Consider the following 18,583-nt stretch of genomic DNA (forward strand, 5'->3'; position numbering starts at 1 on the left):
CCTAAGATTCCCCTAACGACCGCTAAATCGATTCCGAATTAGTTCCATTTCTTTTAGCAAAGTGGCATCGCGGCCTGCTAAAAGGTAGGCTCCTCTTACTGGGATACTTGTGATTTCTGAATCTTCGATGATGGTCACAACCGTTCCAGGGATTTTTGGTTCCAAAACATAGGTCCATGCACCACGCATTTTAAAACTGGCATCCGTCAGTTCGATTTTCCACCTGCGATTGGGGATGGACTCTTTCAGTTCAAATATCATAAAGCCACCCATATCTGGTGTTTCCATCCATTTTGTTGGAGTTCCATCTGGCTTTGCTTCCAAAATTTGAATCGCCACTACCTCTTTTCTTCGATTCGGAAGGTCATTGATATCTGTAATATAATTCCATATGTCTTCAGGTTCTGCTTTTAGCCATTCACTTGTTTCTTTATGGAATTTCGGATCTTGGAAATAACCCACAGCCAAAAATAAAATAACGAGACCGATCAGCAAAAAACTTGTTCCAAAAGCAAAAAGAAGAATTCGTTTCATAGCTTTTTTTCTTGCTATATGCCCATAGGATCAATCATAATCTTTTCCACAATGAATGCAAATGAAGAGTTGATCCAAAAGTTTTATACAGCTTTCCAAAATAAAGATGGGCAATCTATGGTATCCGTTTACCATCCAGAGATTCAGTTTGAAGACCCCGCGTTTGGGAAATTAAAAGGAAAAGAAGTGGGAGCAATGTGGCTTATGTTATTGGAAAGAAGCCAAAACCTAACCATTCGATTTTCCAATATCAAAGCAAATGAAATGGAAGGTTCAGCAGATTGGGAAGCCGATTATAGTTTTAGCAAAACAGGACGTCTCGTTCAAAATAAAATCCATGCAAGATTTACCTTCAAAGAAGGAAAGATCATCCAACATAAAGATCATTTTTCAATGTGGAAATGGCTTGGAATGGCAATGGGTCCTATTGGGTATCTACTTGGATGGTGGCCTGCTCTCGGCAACAAAGTCAAAAAAGAAGCAATCACAGGATTACAACTTTATATGAAACGCAAACGAATGTAGTATTTATGGAAAGATTGCCAAATCCTACTCAGGATTTGGCATATTGGAAAGTCCGCCAGCATTGATCACTTGTTTGTATCCAATGGATTCTAAAAAAGATTTGGCGCTGCCACTCCTTCCACCAGAAGCACAATACAGAATGATGGTTTGGTTTTTGTCACCAAACTCATCCACTCGTTTCGATACCTCGTCAACTGGAATGTTTTTTGCGGTTGGATAATGACCTGCATTAAATTCTGCAACTGTACGCACATCTACTACCAATGCACCAGAATCAATTTTTTCTTTGAGTTGCGATTGGTCCATACCTGATGCATTTCTCAATTGGTAAATGATAAACAAAACTGCGATAATTACGATAGCGACTGCGATCATTCGATTCAAATCTTCTCCCCCACTTTATTAGAATAGACGAATGAAATAGATTCATTTTGACCGATCTTTCTAAAAAAACAGGAATAATAACCAGTATGGCAGGCCGCTCCAATTTGATCTGTCACATATTGGACAAAAAAAGGATCCATGTGAACATAAATCTGTTTTAACTTCTGAAAGTGACCAGATTCTTCACCTTTTACCCATTTTCCATTACGCGACCGACTAAAGTATGTTCCGTTCCCAGTTTCAATGGCATTGAGTAAACTTTCTTTTTTCCCCCATGCCAACATCAAATCTTTTCCAGTTAGATCTTGTGCTAAAAATGGAGAAATGGTTGGTAAGGAATGCAATAAAGAATCAATTTTATCATGGGAAACTACTATCTTTCCATCTTCCCATAACAATTGTTTAGCGAAACTTTTCTTTTGTGGAGATATTTCTAAAAAACAATCTTCATCGCAATCCACATACAATTGATTCAGTGTAAAATCGAAATTCTGGATATGTTCTTCTATTTGTTTTGAAGTTAAAATTTGTAAGGAAACATCGTGAGACAAAAAGTTAGTTTTTGATAGTAATACTATATCCTTTTCTTTAGGAATTTGTATCATGTAGTCACCTCAATTCCTAAAATCTCAGTCGTTTTCGTTTTGCCGCGGAGTGAAAGAGTTCCCAAAGTTTTAAATTTTAAATTTTGTTTAAACTCCAAACGGATATGATCAAACAGTTCTCTTGAAATCAAAAAATTCCGTTTTAACTCTTTACCAAGGGCTTCGAGGCGACTTGCGGCATTGACAGTATCACCAATCACAGTATATTCCAAACGTTTTTCCACTCCCACGTTTCCAACGATGACAGGACCATAATGAATCCCTATCCGTATAGAAATTGGTTTTTCACCATTTGACTCTCTCTTTTTGTTCCACAGAGCCAATGCCTGTAACATGGCGATCCCAGCTTTTACAGAATTTGTTGCGTCTTCTTGGGAAATGGTTGGAGTTCCAAATGTCACCATCATTCCATCTCCGATGAATTTATCGAGTGTTCCATGATTCTGAAAAACAATATCCAACATAAAACTGTGGTATTCTGATAATAGAGACATTGTTTTTTCAGGACCCAAACTCTCTGAGATCTGCGTGAAATTAGCAATATCACAAAATAATACGGCTACCGTTGATTCTTTCCCACCTGGTTTGAAAAAATCTTCACCTGCTTGGTCCAGTTCTTCTACCACGTTTGGTGAAAAATAACGAGTGAGCTGGGTCATCTTCACTTCATTCGTAACGGCGGAAAGCACAGTTCGCCGAACACGATAGGTTAGGTAAGCCAAAAAGAATCCTAATACACCAATGATACCCATTGACATGATATAGTTGTTCACGTGGGCAGCTGGACCCAAAAAAGCTTCCTTAAAATTTTCCGTACTTATAAACCTTGGGTCTTGTTGTGCATACACTAAAATCCCAGCTTGGCTAATCACGACACCTAGAGCATATAACATAGGATAAATGGGTTGGATACTAAATGCGTTTATGACCAGTGTACCTGCGATGATAAAATGGACATAGGTTTTGATTAGATAAGTTCTCGGAACTTGGGATTCCCCACCCACCGCATTATACCAGATAAATGGAAGGATTGTGATGATCACAAGGTCTATTAAAACGCAGAAAAGTCCAACAAAGGATACATACTTTCCTTTTTTTAAAAATTTTGAAAGTATATATAACACTAAATTCAGTGCTAAGGAAATTGCTGTTATGGTAAATAATTCAAACAAAGTTTGTGCAACAAAGAAAGTTCCAATCGTAAGTAAACTAAAGATAATCATTTTTCCATAGAGACTAAATTTAATCCCCTGGATTTCTTTTTCTCTTAGAATTTGTTCTGACTTTGTTGCCATTTTCTTATTTCAAAAGGTCACCTGGATTTGCATCTCGGTCAGGCACAAACAAAGATAAAGTTTTGTCTTTACCGGAAGCAAGTAACATTGCTTCCGACAATCCAAACTTCATTTGGCGTGGTTTCAAATTCGCAACTACAACCACTTTTTTACCAACTAGTTCTTCAGCTGTGTAACTTGCTTTGATACCTGCAAATACATTTTTGATTCCTTTTTCTCCTAAATCTACTTTTACAAACAAAAGTTTGTCGGCTCCATCGACAGGATTTGCTTCTTTGATAAGACCCACTCGAAGTTCCACTTTCGATAGTTCATCAATTGTGATGTAGCCATCTTCGGAGACAGATGCCGTTTTTGTCTCGTTTGTATTGGACTTAGTTGGTTCCCCTTTTGCTTGATTCGGATTTGATTTTTCAAAGGATTCTTTCGTTTCTGCAATCATAAGTGTAATATTTTTTTCCTCAACACGTTTCGATAACATTTGGTAAGGCCCAAGTACCTTGTTTTCAATGGTTTCTGTTAAATTCAAAAAACTCAAACCTGGGATCTGAAATAACTCTGTCATCGCCTTTGCAATTTTGGGAGTCACTGGTGCCAGGTAAGTAAAAAGAATTTTTGCGCAATTGAGAGAAGTGGTGACAACCTCTCTTGCTTTTTCCACATCTGTTTTGATTAAATTCCATGGCGCATAATCATTTACATATTTATTGACTTTGTCACCGAGTCCTGTAATTTCTCTCATCACTTTTGAATAGTTACGAGATTCATACGCTTCTCGAATTTCGACTTCTTTGTTTAGGAGTTCTGTCACTAATGATTTCCCTTCGACAGACAAACTTCCTAGTTTTCGATCCATTTTATCGAGAATGGATGTAGAAACTCGAGATACTAAATTGACCAAGTTCCCAATCAAATCAGAATTTACACGAGATACAAAATCTTCAAAGGATATGTCAACGTCTTCCATTCCGGAACCCAATCGACATGCCATATAAAAACGAAAATGTTCTACATCTAAATATTTAGCAAAAGTGGAAGCATTGATGAATGTTCCACGAGATTTGGACATCTTTTCTCCATTCACAGTTAAAAATCCGTGAACATTCAATTGGCTCGGAGCTTTGTAACCAGAACCCATTAACATAGCTGGCCAAAACAAACCATGAAAATACAAAATGTCTTTTCCAATGAAATGGACAATTTCTCCTTTTCCATCTTTCCAAAACTCATTGAATTTTTTTTCATCTTTTAGAAAATTTAAAGAAGAGGCCATATAACCAATTGGTGCATCAAGCCATACATAAAAATATTTGTTTTCTTCTTCTGGGATCGCAAAACCAAAGTAAGGTCCGTCACGGCTGATATCCCATTCTTGTAAACCGGAAGTAAACCATTCTTGTAATTTCTTTTGGGCACCTTCATTCAATCGGTTCCCTTCTTCCATCCATGTTTTTAGTTGGTTTTGGAAATCTTGGAGTTTAAAAAATAAATGTTTTGATTCTTTGAGAACAGGTGTGGTTCCACATATCGAACAATAAGACTCTTTTAAATCTTTTGGCGAATAACTTGTTCCACAGACTTCACATGAATCTCCATACTGATCTTTCGCTCCACATTTTGGGCAAGTCCCTTTGATAAACCTATCAGGCAAAAACATTTTATCGTGTTCGCAATACGACTGTTCGATGTTCCGAGAAACAATATGCCCATTTTTTTTGAGAGTTAAGTAAATCGATTCAGAGAACTTTCGGTTCTCTTCCGAGTTAGTTGTATAATAATTATCATATTCGACACCGAAGGAAGTGAGATCTTGGTAATGTTCCTTTTGCACATCCTCAATCATGGACTCTGGAGTTTTGCCCGCTTTTTTGGCTGCAATCATGATAGGTGTTCCGTGTGTATCATCCGCACAGAAAAAATAACATTCATTCCCAATCAACTTTTGGAATCGCACCCAAATATCTGTTTGGACAGCTTCTAATATATGACCCAAATGGATGGAGCCGTTCGCATAAGGCAAAGCACTTGTAACTAAAATGTGTTTCGACATAGATTAGTTCCAGTTTCCTGATGGGATTTTCCAATTCAGCCTATTTTTGAGAAAAATCAAGAAAAGAGTAAAAAAATGAAGTTGAAGGAAGGATCGTTGCCCATAAACTTCCTGTTTGTTATGGCTAAGAAAATCGTTCAAAATTTGAAACAAGTTAAGGGAAATAAAAAGAGTCACCCGGAAACCATTCACAAAACCCTCGATATTGAAAGTGACCTCCATATTGAATATGCAAAAGTACTTTTGAGTTTGTGGTCCTATGCTTGTAATGCGGATGGCCAATTCAAAAAGAAAGAAGGGGAAATTGTGGGAGAACTTGTGAATGTCCTGTTTGAACCTGATTGTTTACTCAGTGGGTTCCAAACCCAAAAAAAACAAGTCCTAGACATTCTTTCCAAAACGTTCGATAATCCCTTACCGATGAAAACGATTTCTAAGGTTGTCGCAGATAGTGATGAATATGCGTTGAATTTTTTTGAAGATGCGGTTTGTATCGTCGCTTCCGACGGATCTTTAAACCAAGCGGAGATTCAATTTTTAGATGATTTAGCCAAAGAATTTAAAATCAGTCCTATGGACAAAGTGCGAGTGGAAAAAAAATACCTTGCGTAACATTTTCACTCTTCTTTCCCTACTTGTCTTTTGGATGAACACCCTTGAGGCAAGGCCTGGGATGGGAAATTCATATCGATCTTCCAGCTCAAGTTCGAGTAGCAGCCGTTCTTCCTACTCAAGTTACAAACCTTCTTCTTCCTCAAGTTCCTCGTCCTCAAATTCTAAAAATTCCTCTCATTCCTATTCATCTTCCAGTGCTCCGGAACCAACTTCATATTTTGAAACCAAAAACCATTCAATATCCATCCATTTCCATGAAGATGGAAGTGCCGTTGTAAAAGAATCATTCCAACTCCAAAAAGACCAATCCAAAATTGGAATTCGGCGGCCGTCCATTCTCATCCAAAAAGAATCTGAAATTTCTGATTTGGTCGTTTTTCCAGAAACAATTTATTCTTCGCATAACGCAGGTAAATTGACATTATTTTGGTCAAACGAAGGACAAAATCCAGAAATGGATATAAGTATAAGTTACAGAATCAAGGAAGCCATTGTTCCTCTAGGAAAACGTTCTGTTGTAAATTGGCGTTTGTCCAAAACAAACCATACCTCAGAACCCTTCCAATTTGATTTACGTTGGGACCCCAATTCCTTTTCCAAAAATTTACGAATCCAAAAAGAAGTATTCAATTCTTCCCTTTTGGAGTATGAAAGGATCAACATACCCGTTTCCTTTCAAGATTTTCATTTCCAATACCAAGCCAAAGAAAAAGAAGAATCCACTGATTTAATCGTTATTGATGTTTCCAATGACTCTAAAAGTGTAAGCTCAGGCAAAAAGAATTCCACTTTTCAATATACCGATTCTGAACCCATTTCAAATTCGCATGACAGTAGTTATACATTAGATGAAACAGTGACACTCAAATCGAATGGCTCTCATTTTTATCAGTCCAATGTACAAATTTCAAATAAAAACCCAAACCTTGATGCCTTACAATTCCAATTGGGACTGAACCGATTTCGTGAATCTGGTGAATCCTCTTGGAACCAATTTTGGACGCCAGCATTTCAAATCACCTATGGTTTTGAAGGACTTACCACCTATTTTTGGCATCTGTTTAGTGTTTCCCTTTCTGAAGCAAGTGATGGACCAAACGAGAAAAAAAATTATGGGTTTTCTTTTCATACTTTGGGTGAGGCTTCCAATCGTTTGGCAAATGGAATTGAACGTTGGATACGTATTACGAAATTAGAGAAACGTGAGAATTTAGAATTGCAGTCATTTTCTTTGCGAGTGTTATGCGAAGATACCTGTGACCCAAACCTCACACAATTAGAATTGGTATTAACCGCTTGTGACTATTGTTCTGATCTGATTGACCAATCATCTCTCATCCTCCCAATCGAACCAAAATGGGAGAGTGATGGATTTACCATCCTTTGGGAAGATCCACTGCCATCCCACTACACCATATCAATTCGGATGAGAGAACAAAACAAAGAGATCACTTACAATCCATTTTTGATTTATTATGCAGTACTCAATGCATTTCTGTTTTCCCCAGGTTCGGGAAACCATTTGGGACATTTGGTCACCATCGGGATTTTCACCTGTGTTTCAGGACTCATTGGATTTTTCGGTTTGGATCGTTTTAAAAAAAAGAAAAAGGAAAAACAATCTTACAAGTCGATTATATCTGAAATTAGGAAATACGATAACAACTTTGATTTCCTTCTCTTCAAAGAAAAAGTAACAGCGATTACAGAAAAAACAGTTTTGGCTTGGGACCATGGGAATATGGAACCAGTTCGTAATTTTCTATCGGCGGCAGTTTACCAGAGGTTCTCAATCCAACTTCAATTGATGAGATTGGTTGATGGTGAAATCAATCGTATGAAAGGATTTTCTGTATTATCAGTTCAGATCATCGATTTTATCATCGAATCAGATTACCTTACTTTACACTTAAAACTTAAGTGTAAAACAAAAGACAATACGTTTCCCAAACAAACTCCAGAATTAGAAATCCAAAAAAGTTTAGATCATACAAAATTTAGTACTTATGAAGAAATCCATTCGTATACAAGAAAATTGAATACCATCACCAAACCTAAGATCGATTTAATTCATGATTTATGTCCGAGTTGCGGAGCTACCGCAAAATATTCACATCACACAAATAAATGTGAATATTGCGGAGGAATTTTTAATTCGGGTGAAGCAGATTGGGTATTAACGGAAATCACACAGACTGTTGAATGGGATTCGGCTAAAAATCCAAAACTCCAATCATTACCAAAAAACGTCGCAACACAAATATTGGAAGACCGGGCAGCCACTATTTTTTGGAAGTACCTTCATTTCCAATCAATCGAAAATAGCCAAATCCTAAAAAGGGAAACAGCAAGTGCAACCGATACTGATTTAGGTGATTCGAGAAAAGAACCAATGCATTCGCCAGTAGTAGGATCTTGCCATCTGGTAAAATACGAAAATGAGATTACACCACAAATGACTTGTGAAGTTCGTTGGAGTGTCGCAAGGAAAAAAGGACTTCTACCAGAACATAGGCGTTCCCATATCAGTTTGGTATTACCAAAAGAAAGGGCAAAAACTCTGGGATTTTCTGAATATTCTTGTGAGAATTGTGGTGCTCCCTTTCCCGAAGTGGGTGCAAGTGAATGTTCGTTTTGCCGTAAACCAATTCCGAAAACGGTAAGTGATTGGTTATTCCAATCGATCAAAATGGTTTCCCTCTAAACCATTTACCTTGGTTTCGAATAACAAATCCAATGTTGATCTGAGATGACTTCTATATTGAGTTTATGACTCATACGAATCTTCGCTATCATCTCTGTAACCTCTTCCAAACGAAAAGCAGCGAGTAAACTATTCAAAAAATCATTTTTTAAGATTTCCGATTCTTGTTTCGCATAACGCTCTACAAGTTGGCGGGCTTCTGAAATCGAATTAGGTCGCAATAAATCACATACAAAGATAAAACTTTCATCACCAACGGATCTTTGGATGGCTGACCAAAACTCATACGGATCGTGTATATGATGCAAAAGTGAATTTGAGAACACCAGTTCAAAACTGGATTCGGGAACAAACTCTTGGACAAGTTCGTTTTTAAAAATCATTTTATTGTTTCTTTTTTCAAGATCGAAAGTAGAAAGGCGCTTCTTACAAAAATCTAACATTAAATTGGAGCCATCGAGAAACGTGAAATCGGCATTAGGAAATAATTGGAATAACCGAGAAGACATCTCCCCAGGTCCAGATCCTAAGTCTAACACTGAGTGTGGCGAAAATTTGAGAGGAAACCTATTTTGAAACTGTTGAATGATCATCGAATGTGCGGATTCAAAATCGGCATTCGCGTAAGAAACAACTTGATTGGGTTCTTCCATCAACTCCGGTTCGGGGATTCGAGGTTGGTATTGAAGGTGAGTGAGTTCCCAATTTTTCATTTGGTTATGAGGTTCAGTATTCTATGAAACAAATCATTTTATCCATTCTTTTCTTGTCCTTTTTGGCAAATTGTATGATCACAGAAGGGATCGGAATTCCTACCTATGGTGCCATCAAAGGTTCAGAAGCTAAAAAAAGAATCTCTGATGCAATTTTGGAAGCGGAAGCTACGGCATCCGCATTTTGGTTGGCTCAATCAGGTATGAAGGGTGGCCAAGGACCGATTTCTCCCCTTCTCATCATCAATGGATTTTTAGCAAAAACTCTATTTACGTTCACATCCAAAATCGAAGACGATGAATCGTTTATGGATTCTTCGGTTTTACAATGTGAATCAGATATTCGCACAAAGGGTGCTGTTGCTCTAGGCAGTATCTATGACGGCCTAACAACTGTTGGGGGAGTTGCGAGAGATGCCCTTCTTTTACCAGAGTTTGCTTCCTGCGATTTAGAAAAAACAGGCAAAATCATCACTCTCGAACCCATTCGTTTTTAAGGAGATTTTATATGAAACACAATCGATTATCTGTATTTGCCTTCTTTGTCATTGTTTTCTTTTCGGTCCAATGCCAAAAATCTGTAGAAACAAACAAAGAAGCTCGTTCTATTTTATTTGCTGGAATTCTCGGATCTTGTTATAGTTTGGATTCTTGTTTTGACCAATATGTGAAAACAACAGATGAAGGGGCCAGTTTCCAAGTTTATGATCAAAATGGAACTCGGATTTATGCAAGGCAGTCTGTCCTTGACTATAACACCTACAAACCCATTGCATCGGGTTCCAAATGGGTGACTGCGATCACAGCCATGCGTGCGATTGATTGTAATGCTGGTAGTGCTTCAAATTGTGGTACGGTAACGGCCGGTTCATGTAATAATGGTGCGGTCGGAGGTGCGATCACCCTTTCACGCACCACAGCACAAGTTTTGGGTTGGACAGGCACTTATGCGAATGTCACCTTACGTCAGTTACTTGCATTTACTTCCGGGCTCAATGCTGGAGGGGGGAATGGTTCAGGTCAAGCAAGTTGCATTTCAACTTTGCCTCTTGGAGCAACGGACACTCAAAAAAATAATTGTGTGAATGATATTCGTGATCAATCCACAGGTACTCCAGGAGCACTATACCAATACAATTCAAATCATATGGCAGTCGCACAACGAATGTTAGAAGTAGCATGCAATAAGACTTGGGATACATTATTCGCACAACTCATTGTTACACCTCTTGGTTGGGATGCAAGCCAAGCAGTTTGGCGGGGGAATTTCAGAACTGGTGAAGATACTGATGGTAGTTTATCGGGAGCCTATGGGTTATCCATTTCACCGGCGCATTATGCAGGAATGTTAAATGCCCTTCTCACAAATGGTATTGCAAAAGATTCATCTGGTACAAACGTGAACACTTTTTTGACATCCAATTCAGTAACAGAAATCTTAGCAGACCAATACAACGGGGCAAGGATCGGGTATTCCCAATTTTCGGCTTTTGGATACCGCTGGCAATATGGGTTAGGCAATTGGAGGTTTTGTACCGTGACTGATGTACCTTCGGAATGTGATAAAGATTTGATTTCTCATAGTATCGGCATCAACGGATTTTTCCCATGGCTTGATAAAAATCGAAGTTATATGGCGATCCTTGCAGTGAATAATCTAGGAAGAAAAAATGGATTGAACTTGTTACCACCTTCTTCAACCTCATTATTCTTTGCAGAAACAGTAAGACCGCTGATCCATACGCAAATAGGTAGGTAACCATGATCAATCAACAGACAATATTAAAATTTCTTTTAGGATGTATCCTAATCACAAACGCATTTCCACTTTTTTCAGAGGCTACAGAATGGTCTGAATCAAAACGAAAAAAAGGAATCCAAATTCTCACAAGACCAGTGGCAGGTTCGAATATAGAAGAGTTTTTAGGAAAAACAGAAGTGGATGCATCCATTTCACAAATCATCGCGTTACTTGTGGACCCACAATCTTGTAAGAATTTATACCACCAATGTAAGGAACTTACGGTCCTTTCTGGAACCGATAAAAAATCATCAGTTTATTTACGAAATGGTGCGCCTTGGCCAGTAAACGATCGTGATGTGATCATGGATCGAAGTTTTGATCAGAATGAAAAAACACTTACAACCACTATGAAAATGAAACGGTTGGATTCAAATGCAAAGTCTGCTCCTTCCGGAGTCACACGAATGCCTGCTTTTGAAGGGTATTGGAAACTCATCCCACTCGCGAATGGCAAAACAAAAATAGAATACCAGGCTCATTTTGAACCAGGTGGATCCGTTCCACAATCTGTTATCAATATGGTTCTAACCGACACTCCATACGAAACCTTATTAAACTTAAAATCTCTTGTTGAACAAGGGAAACACAAAGATGCGAAGTATGACTGGATCAAAGAACCAGTGACTACGAATTCAGGTAATTAATTTTAAAAATCGTTAAAAGTAAATATCCTATAAATTCAATGGAATCCATTGAATTTGTGGGGTACTACCAAACTAAATAGATAAACCATTTCCCAATTCCTTATAAAACGTTTGTTTTCAATTGAGAATCTTTTGCCGTTTATTTGAAGCAAGTGGTGTTAAAAGGCAGTCCTAAATCCATAAGAAACAAAATTAGAACCACAATTGGGATCAGGTGGACAATACAGTCCAAAGATTCCAGATCTATGATGGATTCGTAAAAAGATTTCTGTTTTTCTTTCGAATGGCAAATAAGAACTCACTTCAACCATCATGTAATTTAAAAGCGCTCGGGATTCAATTGCATCTTTTTGGAGTCCAGTTTCTAAATAATAACCTTTCGCTTTGTTTTCTAATTTTGGGTTCTCGGATGCCAATGACATCCCTTCCCCAAGAGACAAACTGAATGGTGAATCATAGATACGATTGATTTTTACGATATAAAATGCATTAGCTTCCCAATGTTTCATTTCGCCAAAATGTTTTGTGACATTGGCTTCCCATAAAAAATCAAACCACCGAATGCGATATTCAAGTGGCCGAGTGACTCCAATCGTTCCAATATAAGATTCTTTATAATCAGTTTTTTGACGAAAGACGATAGGAATTAGATCCGTAGTGGTAAAGATTCCACCATATAAAACAACACTCCAATTTTCTTTTGGAATTGTGACGGAGCGAAGGCCTTCGGTTGGAGAGAACATAAGGCAAAGGAATGAGATGGAAATGAAAAGAATTTTAGAATTCATATGGTATGGATAAAAGGATTTTTTAGACATTGAATTTGATTCGATCATGTTACAAATCCAAAATATAAATTATGGTTGGAACCAATCTTGATTTCGTTTTTCCCATTGACTGAGTTGTAGATGGATCACTTCATAATTTTGTAAAAATAATCTTCTTAAAAAAGTTTCGTATTCCTTACAATTTTCTGCCATTGGCTGTTCCATCGATTCTCTGAGTTTGGAAGGTTTCTCTTGGAAACAATACTTTTGTAAATGGGAAGGATACCTGTTTGCATTGAGAATGGGCGCAACAATACTCGAACCCGTACCAATATAAAATGGCATAGGTGCCCAGATGGTTTCATGTGTTGCTAAAAAAGAAATTCGGTGTAAATTGTTTTCCCCTGACGTCCAAACTAGTTCTGCCTCTGTTTCCATTGTGCCATAATACATCATTGTGAGAGCCAATAAACTAATACCTATACTTTTGAATGGCCTTTGGCTTTCATTTCGGATTACGAGCGTTAAATTGTCTATATTGGTTAATTCAAATCCTCTGTCCCATCTAGGGAGTTCATTCGGATTCATTGGTTTTGGTTTTTGGATGAGGGGGGCATCGTTTGGGTTGGGTGGTGGCAAAGGAACCGAAGTTAGGTCTGCAACATTAACTTGGTCATCTAACAAAACAGCCGGTGGAACTGGGAATACCTCTGGAAACACTTTCGCAAGAACAGGATCAGTTGTTGTCCATCGGATGGAAATGGTTTTGTTTTTGGAAAGTTTTGCTTCGGAACTTAGTTCAGGCATTGGGGTTTTACATGACCATTGCAGAACCAATAAAATCGATAAAAATACAAATTGTAACTTCATATAACAGAGATAAGTTCTCAATCTATAGGTTAGACTTTTATCTTTTTGTTGGAAAGAACATTATCCATTTTGATTCAAGATTTAGGGATAAAAAAAGCCCGATTTCTCGGGCTTTTTCGTGAATTTTGTCGCAAGGTTTTAACCTTACTGACTAAAGTTTTCTTTGTTGAATCAAAGGAAAAGTTCCTCCGATAACAACCTTTTTTGGTCTACGAAGCAAGTGCTTGGTCTAGAAGGTCTTTCGCTACTACGCGAAGGGCCATCACTTCTTCCGCACCTTCAAAGATAGAGAATACGCGAGCATCTACAAAGTAACGTGACACTGGGTATTCTTCCGCATAACCCATACCACCATGAATTTGCATTGCTTCTCGAGTGACCCACTCAGCAATTTTGGATGCATACAATTTAACAAGAGTTGCTTCCATTTGGCCTTTGTGGTCATCGAGTAGTGTTGCAACATAGTTTGTGTATTGGCGAGTTGCTTGGGTGATCATTGCCATCTTTGCAATTTTGAACTTTGTTAACGTATAATCGTAAATTGGTTTTGCAAATACTTTACGTTCTTGAGAATAACGAAGAGCTGCTTCAAGAGCCGCTTGCATCACACCATTGGCACGAGCTGCAGTTTGGATCCTTCCACCAGCAAACCCTTCCATTTGGAAGTAAAAACCCTTTCCACGGCCAGCTTCGCCACCAAGTAGGTTTTCTTTTGGAACAAAATAGTCTTCAAAAGAAACTTCGTAGGAGTGCATTCCACGGTAACCAATCGTTCCAATTGCTTTTCCTTGGATGGATCCACCACCTTCTTGTTTGTAACTGAACTCGTGACCTTCAAAGGATGGTTTTTCAGCTAGTAGGATGGAAAGACCTCTGTGTTTCAAACTTGGGTCTGCTTCTGTACGGCAAAGGATGAGAAGTAGGTTTGCATACCCTGCAAATGTACACCAAGTTTTCACACCATTGATGACAAATCCACCTTCCACTTCTTTTGCTGTAACAGAAACGCCGGCAACATCCGAACCATAGTTAGGCTCTGTGACCATGATTCCTGCGAATTTTTCACCTGAGGCAAGGAGCGGTAACCATTTGTTTTTTTGTTCTTCGGTTCCCCCTTTGAGGAGGGCCTTGGACATAATTTCTGGACGTGTGATGAGAGATCCTGCTGCTCCAAGAGAGCCTCTAGAAAGTTCTTCCGTCACGACTAACATGGAGATGTTGTCTGGACGATCGTTTGGTTGGATTCCACCAAATTGTTCTGGGATACAAAGACCAAAACATCCCATGTCACGAAGGCCATTGATGATCTCTTGTGGGATCAAATCGTCGTGTCTATGTACATGTTCTGCGTGAGGGACAACGACGTTCTCAGCGAAGTCTTTGAAAATTCCACGGAAATTTTCGTGGTCTTCGGAAAGTCCGTAAGCACCGAAGTGTCCTAAATCAACAATTTTGTCTACGATTGCTTCGTAGTTTTCCATTTTGGAAGCTGCTTCTACGAAACCATTGATTTCGTCGGAAAACAGTTTGGAGAATAATTCCTGGTAGGTAAGTTCGTATTCAGCAGGACGCGCTGCCAGTTCGGAACGAATGTTGGAAACAGTTTCAGCAACAAAGGTAAGTGCCATTTTCTGTTCCAATTCACCAGTTCCTTTGGAAGCATCCCAAGCATATACGATAAAGTTCTCAGCTACACGTTGTTGTGCAGTCATCCAAGCAAGTTGGTAAAACACATGTTGCGTTTTGTCCATTTTGCTAATGGATACTTTACCGTTGTCGGAATTTTTCTGTGCGAGTCGTTTCGTAACTTCATTGAGGAGGGCGGCTTGGGCGTTCAATGCCTTCTCCGCCTGGGATTTTTCGAGTTTCACTGCCGTTGCGGTCATGTGTTTAACGTTCCTGCGGGTGGTTTTCTTCCACTATACGGAAGGAAAGTACCCTGTCATTTTCATTTTTAGACTAGGTTTTGGGTTGGGTCTGCCAAAAATGTCCTTAAGATTCGAATTAGGAAATAAATGATTGAAAATCATCGGAATTGATCCAGGGTCCCACCGAGTTGGGTATGCCATTTTATCCTTTCCTGAAGGAATGCGCCGAAACCCAGAACTTTTGGCTTATGGCACGATCGAAGTGGCACCAAAGACCCCATCTCCCGACAATCTATTGCACATTCGGTCCGAACTCCAATCAATTCTCTCCGAATTCCAACCGGAATGTGCGGCAGTCGAAGAATTGTTTTTCGTCCAAAACACGACCACTGGAATGAAGGTTTCCGAATCCCGCGGTGTGATTTTACTCACCTTAGGCGAAAACCAAATTCCGATGGTGTCACTTACAGCCACTCAAATCAAAAAAGGAATTTCTGCGAAAGGGAACGCCACTAAAAAGGAAGTCCGGGCGGCGATCCAAATGATTTTGGGATTTAAAGACTTAAAAGGCCACGATGACTCTTGGGACGCCATCGCATGTGCGTTTGTGGGGCGGTCATTGGCTAGGAGTTTGAATCCATAATCATATTGGGCGAAGTTATCGTTCATTTTTAAATTTGCCAAATTTGAAGTAATTTAAAATTGCTTCTTTGACTTCTGGTGCATCGACGATAAAATTGTGAGTTCTTTCCACTAAAAGAAAATCATTCATATTCTCTAATTTTGAATTTTCAATCGAAACCTTACCATCATCATCTCCAGGAATCAAATAAGAGGAAATAGGATCTATCGTTACGTTTCCCATTATGATTCCAAATTGAAAATTTGGTAGTCCTAATGAATTCACATAACTATTTTGATCTGTTTTCAGTTGTGAAACAACTGGTCCAAGAATTAAATTAAAAACTTTAAATTTAGACAGGAAATCAGCCACTTCACTACCTTTGTTAGGTGGCGCTAACATAACAATTTTTCCAAGATGTTTGATTTGATTTTTCTTTAAATAAGATCGAAGTAGGATTCCACCGAGGGAATGGGTCACAAAATGAATTTTTTGATTTTGGCAATGCTCTTCAAAATTTGAGAGATTGGAATCAGCAATTTCAGAAATGGACATCGATGTTGATTCATATTCGATAGACACAACATAATATCCGTTCTCAATCAGAAAATCACTTAAATTCTTTAAGTGATTGGAAGATCTGAGGAATCCATGAATCAATACAACACATTCTTGTTGATCAGAGATTTTTGTTTTTTGAGAGAGTTTTTGGTCCGTGCATCCTGTGCCGAGTGCAAAAAACGAAATGAGAAGGAAAAGAGTATTTATTTTTTTCATAAACGATTTAGATTCAGTTTGTTTCGCATAATGCTGTTTAGGTTTATCAAAAAAACGTTATTTTATATCAATGTAATTTTTGTTGGTTTTCCATCATTTCCAAAAGTTGCTTCATTCGTTTTTCTCTTGTTTCCGGTTTTTTCGCAGTTTGTAATCGCCAAGCGATCGCAAAATGGTTTGATTTATTGAGGGATTGAAAGAATTCATGGGCTTTTTTGTTCTTTTTCAATTGAACCAAAAAATCTTTTGGCATTTCCATATTACTTTGTGAATCATATGCCTTTTCCCACCTTCCATCTTTTTTAGCAGCTTCTACCTCTTTGAGTCCACTAGGTTGCATTCGTTTTTCTTTGATCAGTTTTTCGACTTTTTCCCGATTTCGTTTCGACCAAATGCTTTTAGCCCGACGTGGAGTGAATTTTTGGATCCAGGATGTTTCATCATATTTTTTTTTCTGGCTATCAATCCAACCAAAACATAATGCTTCTTCTAAGGCTTCATCATAAGTAATCGTTTTGATTCCTGAGTCCTTCTTAAAAATTCGAAGCCATATTCCATCATCTATGGAATCAAAATGAACACTAAGCCAATCCTTCCATTCTTTTTGAGAAGAAAATGATTTTATGACGATGTCTTTTTTGAAAGTCATAGAATTTTCTTAGGGTTATATATTTGGATCTGTTTATCCACAATACGACAGTGACAAGATCACTATCGTAATAATATGATTATGTATTTTTCTAAGGTCTTGGGCAAACCAAAAGGAAATCTTCGAAAACTTGTGAGATCAGTAGTTTATCTTTATAAACGAGACCAGTACTTCCTGCTGAAATTTCCGCACCTTCATTGGAATACACTTCTGTGACTTCTTTTGTGTTGGGATTGACTTTGAATACACGTGTGGGTGCTAAGTTGGTTCGATTCATCACATGGCGAATGAATTTATAAGTTGAATCATGTGCTGCAAGCCATAACATTCCTGTTTCATCTTCTAAAATATTATCTGGACCTGCCCCAATCGAAATCGATTCTAAATATTTTAAATTGATTTTACCATCAACTCGATTCACTTCATACACGCGAATCGCTTTTTCAGCAAAGACAGATCGGTATAAAAGTTCTTGTTTCCCATTTTTACGAATGTAAATTCCATTCCCGAGCATCACTGGAACACCTAATGATTGGAATGTATTTCCATCATAATAAGATACGTCAGCCCTTCCACTTCGAATGATCATGTCCCAATACTTGCGTATCGCATTACTTGTACCATTATCGTTGGATGTAAAAATCTCACCCGCCTCGTTCATAAATACATCGTTTGGACTTGTGAGTGATGGATCACTTAGAGTTTTTGTATGTGTCCATTTACCCGTTTTGGATCGTTCGAAAATTTCAAGTGTATGTGGAATTTCATCTTGAAGGGTATGTGAAATGACTGCGAGTGTATCCACTCCTTTCACTTTTGCATAACTGATTCCATGTGGTCGGAAATTTTCTGGGTAATTGGTTTCAATTTTTTTGGCTTCTAACTTTTGTTTTGGATTGGCAAAGGAAATTTCATATAAGGCACCAATGTCCTTTAATCCATTTCGTCTTTCATGAGAGGAAACGATCAAAGTGGATGTTTCTCGGATGAGATCGAAGTCTTCTGGCCCAGGTGTGCCTGAAATTCGTTCACAACCAGCGATGGGTTTTTCTTGGATTTGGCCGCCACAATTGGCCAAAACAGTCAAAATGGAGAAAATGAGGAAAAAAAGCCGAGGGGAAGTCGCGTGCATCTCGGTAGTTTACCCTAAGATTTCG

19 protein-coding genes are annotated in these 18,583 nt (G+C 38.3%); 7 read left to right on the top strand and 12 right to left on the bottom strand.

Translation table 11 applies throughout. The features are described 5' to 3' along the window. Window positions 1-12: 12 nt before the first annotated feature. The gene (locus tag LEP1GSC202_RS04860; protein WP_015677577.1) at window positions 13-534 is read right to left on the bottom strand and encodes an SRPBCC family protein; all 522 of its coding nucleotides are present in this window, start codon (window positions 532-534) and stop codon (window positions 13-15) included. A 51-nt stretch (window positions 535-585) separates the two neighbouring features. Between LEP1GSC202_RS04860 and LEP1GSC202_RS04865 the strand changes: the two genes are divergently transcribed. Further along, window positions 586-1,059 (top strand): nuclear transport factor 2 family protein, encoded by a 474-nt coding sequence (locus LEP1GSC202_RS04865; protein WP_015677172.1) that lies wholly within the window; start codon window positions 586-588, stop codon window positions 1,057-1,059. A 24-nt stretch (window positions 1,060-1,083) separates the two neighbouring features. Here the strand turns inward: LEP1GSC202_RS04865 and LEP1GSC202_RS04870 are convergent, their stop codons facing one another. From LEP1GSC202_RS04870 to metG, 4 genes are read right to left on the bottom strand one after another with little or no spacing between them, the layout of a single operon-like run. Beyond that, window positions 1,084-1,434, bottom strand: a complete 351-nt coding sequence (locus LEP1GSC202_RS04870; protein ID WP_244147693.1) for a rhodanese-like domain-containing protein — start codon at window positions 1,432-1,434, stop codon at window positions 1,084-1,086. 5 nt (window positions 1,435-1,439) lie between these two features. Then, window positions 1,440-2,048, bottom strand: coding sequence for a phosphoribosyl-AMP cyclohydrolase (locus LEP1GSC202_RS04875; RefSeq protein WP_015677368.1), 609 nt, complete (start codon window positions 2,046-2,048; stop codon window positions 1,440-1,442). Beyond that, window positions 2,045-3,343 carry an adenylate/guanylate cyclase domain-containing protein gene (locus LEP1GSC202_RS04880; RefSeq protein WP_015676613.1) on the bottom strand — a complete coding sequence of 433 codons (1,299 nt, stop codon included), beginning with the start codon at window positions 3,341-3,343 and terminating at the stop codon, window positions 2,045-2,047. The genes LEP1GSC202_RS04875 and LEP1GSC202_RS04880 overlap by 4 nt, the downstream gene beginning before the upstream one ends. A 4-nt stretch (window positions 3,344-3,347) precedes the next feature. Beyond that, entirely contained in the window at window positions 3,348-5,393 is a 2,046-nt protein-coding gene (gene metG / locus LEP1GSC202_RS04885) for a methionine--tRNA ligase (protein WP_015677505.1), read from the bottom strand. Between the two features lie 120 nt (window positions 5,394-5,513). Between metG and LEP1GSC202_RS04890 the strand changes: the two genes are divergently transcribed. Together LEP1GSC202_RS04890 and LEP1GSC202_RS04895 are read left to right on the top strand one after the other, a co-directional pair. Then, the gene (locus LEP1GSC202_RS04890) at window positions 5,514-6,005 is read left to right on the top strand and encodes a tellurite resistance TerB family protein (RefSeq protein ID WP_425256012.1); all 492 of its coding nucleotides are present in this window, start codon (window positions 5,514-5,516) and stop codon (window positions 6,003-6,005) included. Continuing rightward, a complete protein-coding gene (locus tag LEP1GSC202_RS04895; protein ID WP_015677006.1) occupies window positions 5,998-8,712 on the top strand; it encodes a Tim44 domain-containing protein in 2,715 nt (904 codons plus the stop codon). Before LEP1GSC202_RS04890 ends, LEP1GSC202_RS04895 begins: the two co-directional genes overlap by 8 nt. A 5-nt stretch (window positions 8,713-8,717) precedes the next feature. Here the strand turns inward: LEP1GSC202_RS04895 and LEP1GSC202_RS04900 are convergent, their stop codons facing one another. Continuing rightward, the gene (locus LEP1GSC202_RS04900; RefSeq protein ID WP_015676513.1) at window positions 8,718-9,425 is read right to left on the bottom strand and encodes a class I SAM-dependent methyltransferase; all 708 of its coding nucleotides are present in this window, start codon (window positions 9,423-9,425) and stop codon (window positions 8,718-8,720) included. 23 nt (window positions 9,426-9,448) lie between these two features. Between LEP1GSC202_RS04900 and LEP1GSC202_RS04905 the strand changes: the two genes are divergently transcribed. From LEP1GSC202_RS04905 to LEP1GSC202_RS04915, 3 genes are read left to right on the top strand one after another with little or no spacing between them, the layout of a single operon-like run. Continuing rightward, window positions 9,449-9,922 (top strand): TIGR04452 family lipoprotein, encoded by a 474-nt coding sequence (locus LEP1GSC202_RS04905; protein ID WP_015676432.1) that lies wholly within the window; start codon window positions 9,449-9,451, stop codon window positions 9,920-9,922. An 11-nt stretch (window positions 9,923-9,933) separates the two neighbouring features. Further along, window positions 9,934-11,184 carry a serine hydrolase domain-containing protein gene (locus LEP1GSC202_RS04910; protein ID WP_015677517.1) on the top strand — a complete coding sequence of 417 codons (1,251 nt, stop codon included), beginning with the start codon at window positions 9,934-9,936 and terminating at the stop codon, window positions 11,182-11,184. 2 nt (window positions 11,185-11,186) lie between these two features. Continuing rightward, window positions 11,187-11,873 carry an START domain-containing protein gene (locus LEP1GSC202_RS04915; protein ID WP_015676951.1) on the top strand — a complete coding sequence of 229 codons (687 nt, stop codon included), beginning with the start codon at window positions 11,187-11,189 and terminating at the stop codon, window positions 11,871-11,873. 158 nt (window positions 11,874-12,031) lie between these two features. Here the strand turns inward: LEP1GSC202_RS04915 and LEP1GSC202_RS04920 are convergent, their stop codons facing one another. The 3 genes from LEP1GSC202_RS04920 to LEP1GSC202_RS04930 all read right to left on the bottom strand — a co-directional run bounded on the left by LEP1GSC202_RS04920 (window position 12,032) and on the right by LEP1GSC202_RS04930 (window position 15,396). After that, complete coding sequence (locus LEP1GSC202_RS04920; RefSeq protein ID WP_039928574.1) at window positions 12,032-12,661, bottom strand: hypothetical protein; 630 nt, start codon at window positions 12,659-12,661, stop codon at window positions 12,032-12,034. A gap of 69 nt (window positions 12,662-12,730) precedes the next feature. After that, window positions 12,731-13,510: a hypothetical protein gene (locus LEP1GSC202_RS04925; protein ID WP_015676711.1), complete on the bottom strand. Its 780-nt coding sequence runs from the start codon at window positions 13,508-13,510 to the stop codon at window positions 12,731-12,733. A gap of 209 nt (window positions 13,511-13,719) precedes the next feature. Further along, window positions 13,720-15,396: an acyl-CoA dehydrogenase family protein gene (locus LEP1GSC202_RS04930; RefSeq protein WP_015676917.1), complete on the bottom strand. Its 1,677-nt coding sequence runs from the start codon at window positions 15,394-15,396 to the stop codon at window positions 13,720-13,722. Window positions 15,397-15,529: 133 nt separating this feature from the next. Between LEP1GSC202_RS04930 and LEP1GSC202_RS04935 the strand changes: the two genes are divergently transcribed. Further along, window positions 15,530-16,021: a crossover junction endodeoxyribonuclease RuvC gene (locus tag LEP1GSC202_RS04935; protein ID WP_015676708.1), complete on the top strand. Its 492-nt coding sequence runs from the start codon at window positions 15,530-15,532 to the stop codon at window positions 16,019-16,021. 15 nt (window positions 16,022-16,036) lie between these two features. Here LEP1GSC202_RS04935 and LEP1GSC202_RS04940 read toward each other — a convergent pair whose 3' ends face one another. The 3 genes from LEP1GSC202_RS04940 to LEP1GSC202_RS04950 all read right to left on the bottom strand — a co-directional run bounded on the left by LEP1GSC202_RS04940 (window position 16,037) and on the right by LEP1GSC202_RS04950 (window position 18,558). Then, the gene (locus LEP1GSC202_RS04940) at window positions 16,037-16,777 is read right to left on the bottom strand and encodes an esterase/lipase family protein (RefSeq protein WP_015677440.1); all 741 of its coding nucleotides are present in this window, start codon (window positions 16,775-16,777) and stop codon (window positions 16,037-16,039) included. A 67-nt stretch (window positions 16,778-16,844) separates the two neighbouring features. Next, a complete protein-coding gene (locus tag LEP1GSC202_RS04945) occupies window positions 16,845-17,426 on the bottom strand; it encodes a YdeI/OmpD-associated family protein (protein WP_015677233.1) in 582 nt (193 codons plus the stop codon). Window positions 17,427-17,517: 91 nt separating this feature from the next. Next, complete coding sequence (locus tag LEP1GSC202_RS04950) at window positions 17,518-18,558, bottom strand: hypothetical protein (protein WP_015677393.1); 1,041 nt, start codon at window positions 18,556-18,558, stop codon at window positions 17,518-17,520. Window positions 18,559-18,583: the final 25 nt, after the last annotated feature.

It is taken from the genome of Leptospira yanagawae serovar Saopaulo str. Sao Paulo = ATCC 700523 (genome assembly GCF_000332475.2).
Classification (GTDB): domain Bacteria; phylum Spirochaetota; class Leptospiria; order Leptospirales; family Leptospiraceae; genus Leptospira_A; species Leptospira_A yanagawae.

What these genes read in the sequence shown, in the direction of transcription:
- LEP1GSC202_RS04860 (WP_015677577.1), bottom strand. Translation starts at nt 534, where the DNA reads ATGAAACGAATTCTTCTTTTTGCTTTTGGAACAAGTTTTTTGCTGATC.
- LEP1GSC202_RS04865 (WP_015677172.1), top strand. Translation starts at nt 586, where the DNA reads ATGAATGCAAATGAAGAGTTGATCCAAAAGTTTTATACAGCTTTCCAA.
- LEP1GSC202_RS04870 (WP_244147693.1), bottom strand. Translation starts at nt 1,434, where the DNA reads ATGATCGCAGTCGCTATCGTAATTATCGCAGTTTTGTTTATCATTTAC.
- LEP1GSC202_RS04875 (WP_015677368.1), bottom strand. Translation starts at nt 2,048, where the DNA reads ATGATACAAATTCCTAAAGAAAAGGATATAGTATTACTATCAAAAACT.
- LEP1GSC202_RS04880 (WP_015676613.1), bottom strand. Translation starts at nt 3,343, where the DNA reads ATGGCAACAAAGTCAGAACAAATTCTAAGAGAAAAAGAAATCCAGGGG.
- metG (WP_015677505.1), bottom strand. Translation starts at nt 5,393, where the DNA reads ATGTCGAAACACATTTTAGTTACAAGTGCTTTGCCTTATGCGAACGGC.
- LEP1GSC202_RS04890 (WP_425256012.1), top strand. Translation starts at nt 5,514, where the DNA reads ATGGCTAAGAAAATCGTTCAAAATTTGAAACAAGTTAAGGGAAATAAA.
- LEP1GSC202_RS04900 (WP_015676513.1), bottom strand. Translation starts at nt 9,425, where the DNA reads ATGAAAAATTGGGAACTCACTCACCTTCAATACCAACCTCGAATCCCC.
- LEP1GSC202_RS04905 (WP_015676432.1), top strand. Translation starts at nt 9,449, where the DNA reads ATGAAACAAATCATTTTATCCATTCTTTTCTTGTCCTTTTTGGCAAAT.
- LEP1GSC202_RS04910 (WP_015677517.1), top strand. Translation starts at nt 9,934, where the DNA reads ATGAAACACAATCGATTATCTGTATTTGCCTTCTTTGTCATTGTTTTC.
- LEP1GSC202_RS04915 (WP_015676951.1), top strand. Translation starts at nt 11,187, where the DNA reads ATGATCAATCAACAGACAATATTAAAATTTCTTTTAGGATGTATCCTA.
- LEP1GSC202_RS04920 (WP_039928574.1), bottom strand. Translation starts at nt 12,661, where the DNA reads ATGAATTCTAAAATTCTTTTCATTTCCATCTCATTCCTTTGCCTTATG.
- LEP1GSC202_RS04925 (WP_015676711.1), bottom strand. Translation starts at nt 13,510, where the DNA reads ATGAAGTTACAATTTGTATTTTTATCGATTTTATTGGTTCTGCAATGG.
- LEP1GSC202_RS04930 (WP_015676917.1), bottom strand. Translation starts at nt 15,396, where the DNA reads ATGACCGCAACGGCAGTGAAACTCGAAAAATCCCAGGCGGAGAAGGCA.
- LEP1GSC202_RS04940 (WP_015677440.1), bottom strand. Translation starts at nt 16,777, where the DNA reads ATGAAAAAAATAAATACTCTTTTCCTTCTCATTTCGTTTTTTGCACTC.
- LEP1GSC202_RS04945 (WP_015677233.1), bottom strand. Translation starts at nt 17,426, where the DNA reads ATGACTTTCAAAAAAGACATCGTCATAAAATCATTTTCTTCTCAAAAA.
- LEP1GSC202_RS04950 (WP_015677393.1), bottom strand. Translation starts at nt 18,558, where the DNA reads ATGCACGCGACTTCCCCTCGGCTTTTTTTCCTCATTTTCTCCATTTTG.